We start from the raw sequence: 14,330 nt of genomic DNA on the forward strand, positions 1-14,330 counted from the left end.
GCCTCTGTAAAAACAGAGGCTTATATCAATGATAAATATAAATTTCTAGAACTTCTCGATAACTTCTTGACTTACTCCTGTATTAGAGAAACCACCATCATGGAAGAGGTTTTGCATTGTCACCTTTTTAGTATAGTCTGAAAACAAGGTAATAGAATACTCTGCACATTCTTGTGCTGTAGCATTACCAAGAGGACTCATTTTTTCGGCATAGCTTATAAAACCATCAAACCCTTTAACTCCTTGTCCAGCCGTGGTAGGTGTAGGAGATTGTGAAATGGTGTTAACACGTACCTTTTTATCTTTACCAAAGAAATAACCAAAGCTTCTAGCAATAGATTCTAGATAAGCTTTATTATCTGCCATGTCATTATAATCTGGAAATGTTCTTTGTGCAGCCATATAAGTTAAAGCTAGGATACTACCCCATTCACTCATAGCATCTTGCTTATACAAGGTTTGCATTACCTTATGAAAAGATACAGCACTAACGTCCCAACCTTTTTGAGTCCAATCATAATTTTGATCTGTGTAGGCTTTTCCTTTTCTCACGTTTACAGACATTCCTATAGAGTGTAAAACAAAGTCAAGCTTCCCACCTAGAATCTCTACTGATTGAGATACTAAGTTTTGAAGATCTTCGAGACTAGTAGCATCGGCCGGTATAATTTGACTACCTGTTTTCTCTGCTAGCTCATTAATGGTCCCCATACGCATTGCGATTGGTGCATTGGTAAGCACAAAGGTTGCACCTTCGGCATGAGCAAGCTCAGCTGTTTTCCAGGCAATAGAGTTCTCATCTAGTGCACCAAATATAATTCCTCTTTTTCCTTTTAGTAAGTTGTATGACATATCTTAAATATAAGTGACAAATATAAAATTCTTATTGAAGTAATACACGTGCATTTTCCCTTGCGGCATCAGATATTTTTCCACCGCTTAACATTTGCGCTATTTCTTCTACTCTTTCTTCTATATTTAATCTGTAAATGTTTGAAATTGTTTGTTCGTCTTTAACTGCTTTTTTAACAACTAGATGATCATTACCTGCACTTGCAATTTGAGGTAAATGTGTGATAGTAATCACCTGTAAGCTAGTACTCATTTGTTGCATTATAATCGCCATTTTCTCTGCAATAGCACCACTTACACCTGTGTCTATCTCGTCAAAAATGATCGTTGGTAAATTCTTATAATTAGATAGCAATGCCTTTATAGCCAGCATCAATCTAGACAATTCACCACCAGAGGCTGCTTTATTTAATGGTAACAGCGCAGTTCCCTTGTTTGCGGTAAACCTGAATTCTACTTCATCCATACCGTAAGAATTAAAACTGTCTTTTTTTTCGATGTTGACTTTAAAAGACGCTTCCGGCATCCCTAGCTGCTTGATAATAACAAGAACTTCTTCTTCTAATAAGGTTGATTGTTGATCACGTTGCTGATGTATCTTATCTCCTAGTTGCTCTAAAGATTTATGAGCTGTATCTAGTTGAACTCTTGCCTGTTTAATCTTTTTAGAGATGTTTTGAGTGGTAAAAACCTTATCTGCTAACTCATCTCTCAATACGATAAGTCCATTAACATCCTTTTGATGATGCTTCTTCAGCAGTTGCTCAATTAAGACTAGGCGTTGATTAATGATTTCTAATCTAGCTGGATCAGCCTCGACACTATCCGCTTTACGGGACATTTCTTCACTGAGGTCTTCTAATTCTAAAAAAGTGGTATGAAGCCGTTGATTAGCATTCTCAAAATCAGAATCATATTTTGAAATCTGGGTAAATCTGTTTTTAAGTAATCTTAATTGATCTAACAAACCATTATCATCCTGATCCATCATAGATTGAAATTCCTGTAATACAAGTTGAATCTCCTCTACATTACTTAACTGTTCATTTTCTTGCTCTAGCGCTGTAATATCAAGCTGATCTAGTTGAGCATTATCTAATTCTTCTAATAAAAAATTATTATAATCTGCTTCTTTAGATAACAATTGTTCTTCTTCTACCCATTTATTGAGTTGTGTTTTAAGCGCCTTGTACTGACTCCATTCTATTCTAAAAGAGTCTAATAGAAATGAGGCTGGTTCTTTAGCCTTCTCAGTTAGTTTATTGACAAATGATTGTAAAACATCTATTTGAAAATCATCAGAAGCTAGTTGTAAAGTTTGATGTTGAGAATGAATATCAATTAAACGATTACCAACTTCACTCATTGTAGCAAGTGTAACTGGTGTATCATTAATAAAAGCACGGCTTTTACCTGATGGTAAAATTTCGCGTCTTAAAAAACAAACCGGCTCAACATCTAGGTCATATGATTCTAATAATTCATCTAACGATAAACTAGACATCTCCACCTGAGCCTCCACAACACATTTACGTGTTGTATCTCTCACAGCGCTTAAATCCGCCCTTTTACCTTGAACTAACCCAAGCGCTCCTAATAAAATAGATTTACCAGCACCAGTCTCACCAGTAATCATGGTAAGCCCATTCTTTAAGTCCAAATCGAGGCTATCGATCAGAGCAAAATTCTCAATGTGAATATGTTTAAGCAATTGATTTTAAGACATTAAGCAGTACAAAAGCTGTACTACGTTACAATGTTTAAATCTAGATAATTTAAAACATCTTACCAAAGCTCTAGACCTTAATATTACGCCATTTTGAGGACTGATTAGGCGCTAATTGTTGTAAAGCAGTCTTGAGTTCTCTAATATCGACAGCTGGTCCTCCAGAAAATATACTTAAAATCTCATCTGCCTTAGCATCAAAGAATAACCTCTGTATTAAACTATTGGGCCTTCGGCTGTTAAGAGCTTTTAATTTTAAAATCTCAGCACTGATGAGTAACTTAGCCTTCTTTTGATCATCAGCAAATGAATCCATTCCTTTACTGTGATATCCATACAAAACTTCTCTATATTCTTTAAAAGTTTGAGAAAGCATATCATCATTTAATTGAAAACGCGTTCCCTGACCATCAGTAGCCTTCCATCCTACAGAATTACTTTGTTGTGCTAAACTAACAATACGTTGTGCCTCGATGTGATGCTCTTGACCACCATTAAGAGAAAACGTATCTCCATCTATACCTAACATGGTATAAATATAGAATGAAATCAATGAGGTTAAATTATTTTCATACTGATTTGCATTGTAAAAAAACGGTGCATACTCTAGATATTCAAATTCAATATTTGAATCTTTAAAATTAAATATAGGAGATGAATAAGAAGAGTTAAAAACAGGTCTAGAAAGGGATATTTGAACATTCCCTTTGAACCGATCATTGTCATAATCAGTAATTACAAAAACAATAGAACAATTAATCTTTTCTTCATCTCTATAATCTTGATCAGTCCACTCAGTATTATTAATAAACTCCTGCATAGAAGTCTCTAAGGTTCTAAAAATAGTCTGATTAGGTTGCGCAACATTCTGCGCATTAACCTGTACCACTGCGTTGAACTCTTGCGCATGAGAAGTCCCCATAACTAGCAAGAAGAATAAGGGCAATACTTTAAAGAGTTCTTTTAATAATTTCATTAACGATGTCTTTTGCCACTTCTGTTTTAGGTTTCGTATCAAAAACAGATGTTTTTTGATTCCTATCAATCAGTGTAATTTTATTTGTGTCTTTTCCAAATCCTGCACCTTTATCACGAGTCGAGTTTAATACAAGTAAATCTGTATTTTTCTTTTCCGCTTTCGCGAAAGCGTGCTCCAGCTCATTTTCCGTCTCTAGAGCAAAACCGACTAGATAAGGGCGATTTTTCATAGCACCAACACTAGCTAATATGTCAGGATTTTTAACCAACTGAATTGTTAACGTTTCGGACTTCTTTTTTATTTTCTGATCAGCAGGATTTATAGGTTTATAATCAGCCACTGCAGCACTAAATATAGCATAATCTGCTTTATTGATATTTTCATGCACATGATCGTACATTTCTTGAGCAGTCTTAACGTTAATTCTATGAATTAAATGGTGGTCAGTTAATACGTGGCTAGGTCCCATGATTAGAATGACCTGAGCACCTTTAGAAGCCATCTCCATAGCCAGTGCAGCTCCCATCTTACCACTACTATGATTCCCTATAAATCTTACAGGATCAATTGCTTCATAGGTAGGGCCAGCCGTAATAAGACATATTTTTCCCACTAACGGCAATTGTGATTCGATATCTTTTTCAATAAAAGCTACGATATCTTCTGGTTCAGCCATACGACCTTCACCAGTCAGACCACTAGCAAGCTCTCCAGTGCCCGCAGGCACCATTTTATTGCCATAACTAGATAGCTGCTCAAAATTATATTGTGTAGAAGCATGCTTATACATATCAAGGTCCATCGCCGGAGCGAAGTAAACCGGACATTTTGCACTACAATAAACAGCTAACAGAAAATTATCAATATTTCCCGAAACCATTTTACTCATGGTATTTGCAGTTGCTGGTGCGATGATCATATAATCTGCCCATAAACCTAACTCAACATGATTATTCCATGTATCATTTTCATCATCTTCATTAGTAAAAGATGATAAAACAGGATTTTTAGATAATGTAGAAAGTGTTAATGGCGTGACAAATTCTCTAGAAGATGGAGTCATCACCACCTTAACAGTGGCGCCCGCTTTTATAAGCAGGCGCACAAGGTAAGTTGTTTTATAAGCAGCAATACCACCGGTTATACCTAGCAATATATTTTTACCACTTAGAACCGAAATCATTAGATTACTCTTCTGATTTAGAAGTATCTCTAAAATATATTTTACCGTCTAACCATTCTTGAACAGCAATCTGGTGAGGCTTAGGTAGACGCTCATAAAATTTAGAAACTTCAATTTGCTCTTTGTTCTCAAAAACTTCTTCAAGAGAATCATTATAGGTAGCAAATTCTTCTAACTTTTCAATAAGCTCTTCCTTTACATCGGTATTAATTTGTTCAGCACGCTTTGCTATGATCGAAATAGCCTCATACATATTACCTGTAGGATTAGTTAAATTATCCCTATTATAAGTAATAGTACTTGCTGGCGCTTTTATGTTTTTAGTATCCATAACTGAAATTAGATGTTATTCTTTATTTTATAATCGTTGATGTTTTCCATGATCTCATCTGCATCCTCACGATACTCACTGGTTGGAAAACGAGAGACAAAGGTATTATAATATTTTGTAGCAAGCTCTAATCTTTCTGGAACTAGCTCATTTCTACTCTTTAAAGCATATAAATATTGTGAATCTATCAGATAAAATTGCGCATCATCCATAAATTCAGAACCAGGATGTTGTACAATGAAGTTTTCAAAACTCTTGATCGCTGGTATATATCTATTACGGTGATGATAATTCTTTGCAATCTCATAAGCCTTTCGATCTAATTTAAATCTCAATTCAGATACTAAACCGTTTGCCTGTTCTGCATACTCTCCATCTGGATATAAATTGATATAGTCTTGCAATTTTGCCAAAGCCCGATCCGTATTCACCTGACTTTTTGAATAAACAGCAGACATATGATAATGACTTTTTGCTCCCATAAAAGCGGCGTATTCCCTATTATCACTCGCAGGATGTGATTGCACAAATCGCTCATATTGATATGCACTATTAGGGTAATCTCTAGTTTCATAGAGTGCCTTTGCATATTTAATAGACAACGCTTCAGCTTTATCTGTTCCTCGATACTGCGGTATGATTTGATCAAAAAGATTAACAGCCTTGCTATACTTCTCTCTTTTAAGAAGTGTATCAATCATAGCTAGCTTCACCTCATTATCGGTAGACTTTAAAGCAGTCTGATAAGGTCCACAGCTTACTGCCATAATCGCTAAAAGAAGTAAAACAATATAGTTTTTCATACTCAATTTTAAATGGTTTGCAAAAGTACAATTTTTATACATATTTTCTTAGTTGTCTATGCAACTAACGCATATAATTGAAATGAAGTATAATGCTTAAGATTAATTAATCTACCTTAAGCCTCATACTGCTTTAAGAATGCATCTATTCTAGACTTTAAGTTTTCATTTACAGGCACCAATGGCAACCTAAGATACTCTTCGATCAACCCTAGAGAAGCTAGCAAAGATTTAATTCCACCAGGATTACCTTGCTCAAAAATCATATCGATACTTGCAGCAATTTTATAATGCAATTCAAACGCCTCTTCAACATCACCATTAAGACCATAACGCACCATATCACTAAAACCTTGAGGCAATCCTTGACCTATCACTGATATAACTCCAGCTCCACCTGCAAGCACCATGGACAATGTAATCATATCATCACCAGATATCACTAGAAAATCTTTAGGAGTATATTGAATTAATTTCATGGCTTGTACAATATCTCCAGCTGCTTCCTTGATTCCCACTATATTATCAAAATCATGTGCAAGTCGCACAACTGTTTCAACCGCCATGTTAGACGCCGTTCTACCAGGCACGTTATACAAAATAATTGCTTTTTCTGTAGCTGTTGCCACAGCCTTAAAATGCTGGTAAATACCTTCTTGCGTAGGCTTATTGTAAGCTGGCGAAACAGACAAGATGGCTATATAATCGTTTAAATCTGTGTTTTTAACTTCTTCAACTACAGCAGCCGTATTACTACCACCTATACCCAATACCATAGGCAATCTTCCAGCATTTGCTTTAGTTATCGTTGATTTTACAGCCTCTTTTTCTTCAAGAGTTAAAGTTGCACTCTCTCCGGTAGTACCTAATACTACTAAATAATCAATTCCATTATCAATTTGATAATTCACCACTTGCTCTAATGCGCTGTGATCTACCTCACCAGCGGCAGTAAAAGGTGTAATCAATGCTACACCAGTTCCTATTAAATCTTGCATTTTATTGAGTTAATATTTTTAAATACTTTTTTAATTCTATTATTAATCCTTTATAATCCTTAAGATCAACACTTATGGAAAGATCAAAAAGAGATTCATTATCACTACCATAAGCCACCTTTAAACCAGACGGCAACGCCAGACTCACATAGTCTATCAAATCATTTTCAGTATTAAAATGATTGATCTGTAAATCAAAATTTTTACTTAGTAATTCCTTTGTTTCAGAATCAGTAATACCACCAGACCATTTGATTAATTTTCGATCAATTAAATGAGCGTCGGTTATAGTAGATTTCTTTTTATCATTTACGTAAGCTATACATGTTACCGCATCTTCTTTTATCCCTAACTCTTCTGCCCATTTTAAAAAAGGACTTATGTCAGAAACCTGCTGACCGTCATATATCACCACAAGCGATTGAGGCCATTTAATAGACGGCCTAACTTGCTCCTTTTGCAATTTCTGCAGTTCTTTGCGCAACCAGCGGCGCTTAATTCCGTTAAAAATCATGTACTTTTACTAACTGTACAAATGTAGCACAATAGGACATGAAAACATCTATTTATAAGCGACTGGGAAAGGCTTTTTTCTATCTCGCTTTCGCGAAAGCGTTATTAATCACAACCTCTTGCAAATCAGATCATTTACAACTTACTAAAATATCGAGCTCGCAGACTCATATCGACAGCACGCTACAAAGCGTCGTACAAATAGATGCGTACATCGCTCCGTTCAAAAAATCGTTAGACGCTCAAATGGATGAACAATTAAGCTTCAATCCTGCTTCCATGAATAAAAACGATTATAAGTACAACACTCCTATCGGTAACATGCTCGCAGCAATGGTACGTGAACAAGGAGCTCCTATTTATAAATCTCGTACTGGAAAAGACATAGATGTAGTTTTACTAAATCATGGTGGTATTAGAGCGGGAATGCCTGCCGGACCAGTAACAATGAGAAGGGCTTATGAAATCATGCCATTTGACAATGAAATAACCATCGTTGAACTTACTGGCGAAAAGATGAATGAATTAATCAATTACATCATCGATCGTAAAAAAGCTCATCCATTTGACGGAATGCAAATTATTTTAAACGCAGACAACAGCGTTAATATGGTTACTATACAAAACAAGCCGCTAGATAAAGATAAAATATATACCGTAGCAACTAGCGATTACTTGTATAGCGGTGGTGATGATATGAGCTTTTTTAAAGATGCGCCTATGGTGAAAATAGATTACAAAATACGTAATGCAACTATAGATTACTTCAAGAAAGTGGACACAATTAAATTTGAACGTGACAACCGATTTGAGGTTATCGATTAATAAGCAAGAAAATGGAAAGAAGAAAATTTATACGCAATACAAGTGCTGGAATGGTAGCTGGTGCGGCTTTATGGTCTAACTATGCTCTTGCAAATGGTATTCTTACAGGACCAGAATTAGAACCTGGAACTAAGAAAATCACCATCTTACATACTAATGATACACACTCTCACATTGAACCTATTTCTGGCGGTCGTAACGACGGTCGTGGTGGTGTTGCTCGCAGGGCTGCTGTGATTAATAAAGTACGGACAGAAAACCCCAATACTTTATTGCTGGACTGCGGTGACATATTTCAAGGTACTCCATATTTCAATTTCTATGGCGGTGAGCTTGAGATTAAATTGATGACTATGATGGGATATGATGCTGCCACCATAGGAAATCATGATTTTGATAACAGTATAGAAGGCCTGTATAAGCAATTACCTAATGCAGATTTTGACTTTGTGATCTCGAATTACGACTTCTCAAACACCATCATGGATGGACACACTAAACCCTATAAAGTAATGGTCAAAGATGGTGTGCGCATCGGGCTATTCGGTGTAGGAATAAAACTAGACGGATTAGTAGACCCAAAAATGTATAAGGAAACCGTTTACAATGACCCTATAGAAGTCGCAAAAGACCAAATTAAAACACTGCGTGAAATAGAAAAATGCGATCTAGTAATTTGCATGTCGCATTTAGGTTATTCATATAGAGGTGACAGAGTATCTGACTTATCACTTGCAGCAGCCACATCAGGTATAGATCTTATCATAGGTGGGCACACACATACTTTTCTGGACGCACCAGAAATCGTTAAAAATGCCGCTGGTAAAGATGTTATGGTGAATCAAGTAGGCTGTTATGGGATCAATCTCGGTCGTATTGACTTTTACTTTAAAGAAGGAAAGATCGATAAAGGAGCCGACGTGGTTTATAAGATTTAAAAGCTATTGATCGTGATTAAAACTATTAATGATATAGATTCTTCAGAATTCAAAAAAGTAATTGAACTTGGAGACAATAACTCAAAAACTTTAGGTTTTTTACCTTATTCTGCGTTTAAAAAACATGCAACTGAGAATCAAATAATTGGCTTATTTGACAATAAGACAGATGAGCTGATGGGTTATTTACTGTGGAGAAATTCTTTTAACCGCGTAACAATAGTACATTGTTGTGTCGCTTCTTCTCACAGAAAAAAGAAGGTAGCTAATAAACTTGTTCAACATCTTAAAAGCATTTCTAAAGAATACGAAGGAATAAAATTAAGTTGTAGAAATGATTATGGAATAAATTCAGTTTGGGAAAGTTTTGACTTTATACCTATTAAGGAGAAAAAAGGCCGAAGTAAATTAGGTTTACCTCTAACTATATGGTGGTTTTCTAACAACCATAAAAATCTTTTTTCCATCACCTCAGAATATCAGCAAAACAACAAGGCGATTTCTGTGATTGACATGAATATATTTTTAGATATTAAAGATGAACGAGAAGAAGAAAGCTTATCTCTACAAAGTGATTGGCTATCTAGTGAAGTTGATCTATATGTCACTAATGAAATTTATATCGAAATTAATAGAGGCCAAACTGAAGAGATAAGAAAATCAAGTAGAGCTTTAATCAGTCACTTTAAAGTATTACCAAATTCCTCGCGTGAAATCTTTGAAGAGACTTTAAATCAATTACTTGAGGAATTTCCTACGAAGAAACAAAATGACATTTCAGATATCCGCCATTTAGCATTCGCTATTGCAGGAAATGCATCATATTTCATTACTAGAGACAAAGTTCTACTTTCAAATAAAAATTATTTTAATCAATTTGATCTAACCTTATATCTGCCCAGCGAATTTATAACTCATTTAGATGAGATAACACAATCAACGAAATACAAACCCAAAGATATAATAGGATCTAAGATAATATCCAAACGAGTCCAATCGGAAGATTTTTCAACATATACTAACTTATTTAAACAAGAACAGGAAAGGAAAAACAAATTTGAAAAAACGCTAAGTATTGCTTTATCTAGACCAAATGATTTTGAATTGATAACCATTCAAAAAAATCATTCAGAAATTGCATTAATTTTAATAGATCGCACTAATGAAAACGAATTAATAATTCCAGTCTTTAGGTTTTTAAAAAATAAGCTCAGATCCACCCTTTGTAAACACATGTTAAATCAATTAGTATTGAACGCATCACTGGAAAAAAGAGAGATTATAAGAATAACTGAAACACATTTAGATGAGGACTTAACTCAATCAATTGGTGATAGACGTTTTATTTTAAATAATACAGAATGGGTAAAGCTAAACCTTAAGAGAATAGTCCTGAAAACAGAAAAACTCAGCTTTCCTAAACAATTAATCGAATTAATTAATAATAAAGTTAATCAATTAAGTGAAAATACTGCAATACCGTCCAATTACTTAAAAGAAAGATTCTTATCTCCACTAAAAATTGAAGATTTAGAAATACCATGTTTTATCGTACCGATAAAACCATTCTGGTCGGAACAACTATTTAATGATAATTCAAAAAATAAGCTAGAATTATTTGAACCCAAATTTAATTTACTTTTAAACAGACAGAACGTCTATTACAGATCATCTAAACCAAAAATCATTTCCTCACCATCAAGAATCTTATGGTATAATAGCGAAAACAAAACCACCGGTGAGCCAGGTTATATTTGTGCCTCATCTTACATTGACGATGTTTTTATAGATTCTGGTAAAAATTTATTCAAACAGTTCGAATCTTTAGGCATATTTGAGTGGAGAGATATTTCAGAATTATCAAAAAAGAGATCTAAAATCATGGCTTTTATATTTTCTGATACGGAGTTATTTACTAATAAAATTTATTTAAATGATGTAAAAGAAATGTTTTTAGCAAATGAAGATAAAAACTTTATGGCGGTAACTCCAATTAACATAAAGTCATCCACATTTATTTCATTTTACAAAAAGGGTATGAATTTATGATCTCTCCAATAATTAATAGAGACACTGTATTAATATCTGTGCACCAAAAATATGCTGAAAAGATTATCAATGGAGAGAAAACCATAGAATTAAGAAAATCTCTTCCACAAAAAGTTAAGCCAGGAGATAATTTAATAATCTATGTAACATCTCCTGTAAAAAAATTATATGCGATTTGCACTATAAAACAATTTATCAAATCAACACCTGATAGACTAAAAGCTGATGAATTATCTAATACAGGTATTACCAGTAAAGAATTTGACCAATATTACAAATCTTCAAGTAAAGCGTATGCAATAGTACTTGAAAACATCATTGATATTAAACATAAAAATATAGAATTAAAAACACTGAAAACATTGGTCCCTAAATTCTTACCTCCTCAAACATATTATTATTTTAATGATTCAGTAGTAGGCTTTATTAATTTGAAGAAAATATTGTTTCATTAAATTTGACAGCAAAATAATATGACCAAATCAACCATCACTAAAGGATTTATACTTTCAGGGATCATAAACACCATAGGTATTCTTTTTTTCACAAAGGGTTTCACCAATGATGTTATTCCAGAAACAGATCCAGTAGTGATGTCCTATTTTGGACTACTTATGATTATGGTTTGGGGTCTTGCTTTTATAGCCGTGGCTAAAGTTTTTGATAAAGTGAAATGGCTAGTTGGTGTATTTGCTCTTGAAAAACTATGCTATGTCATTGCTTATGGATATTGGTTTTCAAATAACAGTGTTCAAGAGGTGTATGATAAAGATTTAATTGCTGGAATTTTTTACTCCATCTATGGTTTAAATGACTTTCTCTTCATGGTATTTTTTGGTTATGTTTTCATCAAACTCATGAAATCCAAATAAAACTACTCAAATACTCAAGTGTAATTTTTACCTAAACACCCCAAAAATATTGCCGAGACAACATCATTTATTACATTTTAAAAACCATCAGCCCCTAAATTTATAGGGCCAAACTATAAATTTTATATAATTTTAAAGCACATACCCTATATTTGAAAAATAATTCAAATTTTTTCAAATGGGCAAGAAGGTTAATTTTATAGTTTTAGCTGTTTTAGTACTTATCAGTTTAACGTTTAGTAATCCCTATACAGAAAATGGTGATATGAGCGCCATTGACAGTGGCGATACCGCATGGATGTTAATCGCTTCAGCATTTGTATTATTAATGACTCCAGGACTTGCCTTTTTCTATGGCGGTATGGTCAACAAAAAATCCATGATATCTACCATGTTGCAAAGTTTTGTAGCACTAGGCGTGGTAAGTATACTATGGGTAATTGTAGGTTTCTCACTTGCCTTTGGAGAAAGCTATTATGGCATCATAGGAAATCCGATGACTTATTTTAATTTTAAAGATGTAGGTCTTGCTCCTAACCCAGATTTTGCAGGAACCGTTCCCTTTTTAGTATTTGCTCTTTTCCAGCTGAAGTTTGCCATCATCACACCAGCATTAATCACAGGTAGTTTTGCAGAACGTGTTCGTTTTAGAAGCTATATCTTATTCATGGTATTGTTTACTATATTCATATACACGCCTTTAGCTCACATGACTTGGCATCCTGACGGATTGTTGCGCAATCTAGGAGTACTAGATTTTGCCGGCGGAACAGTAGTTCACATGAGTGCAGGATTTGCAGCTCTTGCAGGAGCAGTTTATTTAGGAAAACGTAAAAAAATCACACACGACCCAGCAAATGTGCCGTACATTATTTTAGGAACTGGACTGCTATGGTTTGGATGGTTCGGTTTTAACGCTGGTAGTGCGTTAGCCGCAAATGCAGATGCCGCCATAGCCTTTGCCAATACGAATATCGCTAGTGCCACCGCCATGATCACCTGGATGTTTTATGAACGTTTCTCAAATCGCAAAATGAGTGCTGTAGGCGCATGTATCGGTGCTATTGTCGGACTGGTTGCCATTACTCCAGCAGCTGGGTTTGTTACTATTTCACAAAGTATATTTATAGGATTTGCTACTGCGATTACTAGTAATATCGCTATTTCATTATTTTCTAAAACCGGTATTGACGATACACTAGACGTTTTCCCTAGTCATGGAGTTGGCGGAATAGTAGGTATGATTTTGACTGCTGTTTTTGCCAAAGATGTTGGACTTGTCCATGGCGAGACAGAAACCTTTATGTGGCATATCATAGCACTTATAGGTGTTTCTGTATTTACCTTCGGTGGTAGTTTGTTATTCTATAAACTGGTTGATATATTGATACCTATAAGAGTAAGAGACGATCAAGAAGAGCGCGGACTAGATGCTAGTCAACACGGTGAAGAAGTTAGTTAGATCTAGTGATACCTTTTTCGGGAAAAGCTGCGTCATAGATGAATGCAGATTCATCTATTTCTGTAAAGCAACTTATTACCTTGGCTTGATCACTATAAATCAACTTATCATTCTCATCAAGTCTGATGTATAAAATGTAAATTTCCTCGCCACCACCGCACATTCCTCGGCCATTACCACCAGATTTAGACGGTACCGAAATATCTATTAGTAGATGATTGACATCGTCTACTATTTTATGGCCTATAACATCAACAGCATAAGCATAGGAGAAATCTAACGCTCCTAGATCTAAAATAATTTGTTCATCTCTAATTAGATAAACTTCTTGACTACCTAGTTCCCAAAATTGTTCTTGTGGATTACCTTCAAACCAAGTTTTTAATATCGTATTAGAATTGCTTTTATGCCATTTTAAATCATTGAAAATACCATTCACTGCAGTAGTTTCAAAGACCTCATCATAATTTAATACTTGACAAGCATACTCTTCATCAACTTCAGTTTCAAAATCACCATCATATTTGGCATAAATTTTAAAGGAATCTTCTTCAGGATATGCTGAGTAATAAAAAAGGATAGGAATAGACTCTGTACTATTATCATATTTATACCAGCCTGAGAATTCTTGCTCATATTCACAATAACCGTTGCTTTCCACATACATAGTAATGGGATATTCATCGATGAATCCATGTAATAACATCGTATTGTTAGGGATGATTTTTGAAGAATAGGTTTGCGCTTTCGCGAAAGCGAAACTTAACAACACCACAAACACCAATACCTTTTTCATATT

15 protein-coding genes are annotated in these 14,330 nt (G+C 34.6%); 6 read left to right on the forward strand and 9 right to left on the reverse strand.

Features of this window, described 5'->3' with window-relative positions:
* Positions 1-45: 45 nt before the first annotated feature.
* The 8 genes from R1T42_RS06715 to R1T42_RS06750 all read right to left on the reverse strand — a co-directional run bounded on the left by R1T42_RS06715 (position 46) and on the right by R1T42_RS06750 (position 7,386).
* On the reverse strand, positions 46-852 hold the full coding sequence (locus R1T42_RS06715) for an enoyl-ACP reductase FabI (RefSeq protein WP_036584523.1): 807 nt from the start codon (positions 850-852) through the stop codon (positions 46-48).
* 31 nt (positions 853-883) lie between these two features.
* A complete protein-coding gene (recN, locus tag R1T42_RS06720; protein ID WP_317291780.1) occupies positions 884-2,563 on the reverse strand; it encodes a DNA repair protein RecN in 1,680 nt (559 codons plus the stop codon).
* 85 nt (positions 2,564-2,648) lie between these two features.
* Entirely contained in the window at positions 2,649-3,554 is a 906-nt protein-coding gene (gene porD / locus R1T42_RS06725; RefSeq protein ID WP_317291781.1) for a type IX secretion system protein PorD, read from the reverse strand.
* On the reverse strand, positions 3,529-4,737 hold the full coding sequence (gene coaBC / locus R1T42_RS06730; RefSeq protein ID WP_042270223.1) for a bifunctional phosphopantothenoylcysteine decarboxylase/phosphopantothenate--cysteine ligase CoaBC: 1,209 nt from the start codon (positions 4,735-4,737) through the stop codon (positions 3,529-3,531). Before coaBC ends, porD begins: the two co-directional genes overlap by 26 nt.
* 7 nt (positions 4,738-4,744) lie before the next feature.
* Complete coding sequence (locus R1T42_RS06735) at positions 4,745-5,071, reverse strand: DNA-directed RNA polymerase subunit omega (RefSeq protein ID WP_006795545.1); 327 nt, start codon at positions 5,069-5,071, stop codon at positions 4,745-4,747.
* An 8-nt stretch (positions 5,072-5,079) separates the two neighbouring features.
* Positions 5,080-5,874 (reverse strand): outer membrane protein assembly factor BamD, encoded by a 795-nt coding sequence (locus R1T42_RS06740; protein ID WP_036584515.1) that lies wholly within the window; start codon positions 5,872-5,874, stop codon positions 5,080-5,082.
* A gap of 116 nt (positions 5,875-5,990) precedes the next feature.
* Entirely contained in the window at positions 5,991-6,872 is an 882-nt protein-coding gene (gene dapA / locus R1T42_RS06745) for a 4-hydroxy-tetrahydrodipicolinate synthase (protein ID WP_317291782.1), read from the reverse strand.
* Between the two features lies 1 nt (position 6,873).
* Positions 6,874-7,386, reverse strand: coding sequence for a DUF6913 domain-containing protein (locus R1T42_RS06750; protein WP_317291783.1), 513 nt, complete (start codon positions 7,384-7,386; stop codon positions 6,874-6,876).
* A 38-nt stretch (positions 7,387-7,424) separates the two neighbouring features.
* Between R1T42_RS06750 and R1T42_RS06755 the strand changes: the two genes are divergently transcribed.
* From R1T42_RS06755 to R1T42_RS06780, 6 genes are all read left to right on the forward strand, one after another.
* On the forward strand, positions 7,425-8,210 hold the full coding sequence (locus R1T42_RS06755) for a 5'-nucleotidase (protein WP_317291784.1): 786 nt from the start codon (positions 7,425-7,427) through the stop codon (positions 8,208-8,210).
* An 11-nt stretch (positions 8,211-8,221) separates the two neighbouring features.
* The gene (locus R1T42_RS06760) at positions 8,222-9,148 is read left to right on the forward strand and encodes a bifunctional metallophosphatase/5'-nucleotidase (protein ID WP_317291785.1); all 927 of its coding nucleotides are present in this window, start codon (positions 8,222-8,224) and stop codon (positions 9,146-9,148) included.
* A gap of 12 nt (positions 9,149-9,160) precedes the next feature.
* Positions 9,161-11,197: a GNAT family N-acetyltransferase gene (locus R1T42_RS06765; protein WP_042270118.1), complete on the forward strand. Its 2,037-nt coding sequence runs from the start codon at positions 9,161-9,163 to the stop codon at positions 11,195-11,197.
* Positions 11,194-11,652, forward strand: a complete 459-nt coding sequence (locus tag R1T42_RS06770; RefSeq protein WP_042270116.1) for an ASCH domain-containing protein — start codon at positions 11,194-11,196, stop codon at positions 11,650-11,652. Before R1T42_RS06765 ends, R1T42_RS06770 begins: the two co-directional genes overlap by 4 nt.
* A gap of 18 nt (positions 11,653-11,670) precedes the next feature.
* The gene (locus R1T42_RS06775) at positions 11,671-12,069 is read left to right on the forward strand and encodes a hypothetical protein (protein ID WP_317291786.1); all 399 of its coding nucleotides are present in this window, start codon (positions 11,671-11,673) and stop codon (positions 12,067-12,069) included.
* A gap of 178 nt (positions 12,070-12,247) precedes the next feature.
* Positions 12,248-13,531: an ammonium transporter gene (locus tag R1T42_RS06780; RefSeq protein ID WP_042270113.1), complete on the forward strand. Its 1,284-nt coding sequence runs from the start codon at positions 12,248-12,250 to the stop codon at positions 13,529-13,531.
* Here R1T42_RS06780 and R1T42_RS06785 read toward each other — a convergent pair.
* Complete coding sequence (locus R1T42_RS06785; RefSeq protein WP_317291787.1) at positions 13,524-14,327, reverse strand: hypothetical protein; 804 nt, start codon at positions 14,325-14,327, stop codon at positions 13,524-13,526. The two genes, R1T42_RS06780 and R1T42_RS06785, sit on opposite strands and share 8 nt — an antisense overlap.
* Between the last annotated feature and the right edge of the window lie 3 nt (positions 14,328-14,330).

The sequence above is a fragment of the Nonlabens ulvanivorans genome (assembly GCF_032922765.1).
Lineage (GTDB): Bacteria > Bacteroidota > Bacteroidia > Flavobacteriales > Flavobacteriaceae > Nonlabens > Nonlabens ulvanivorans.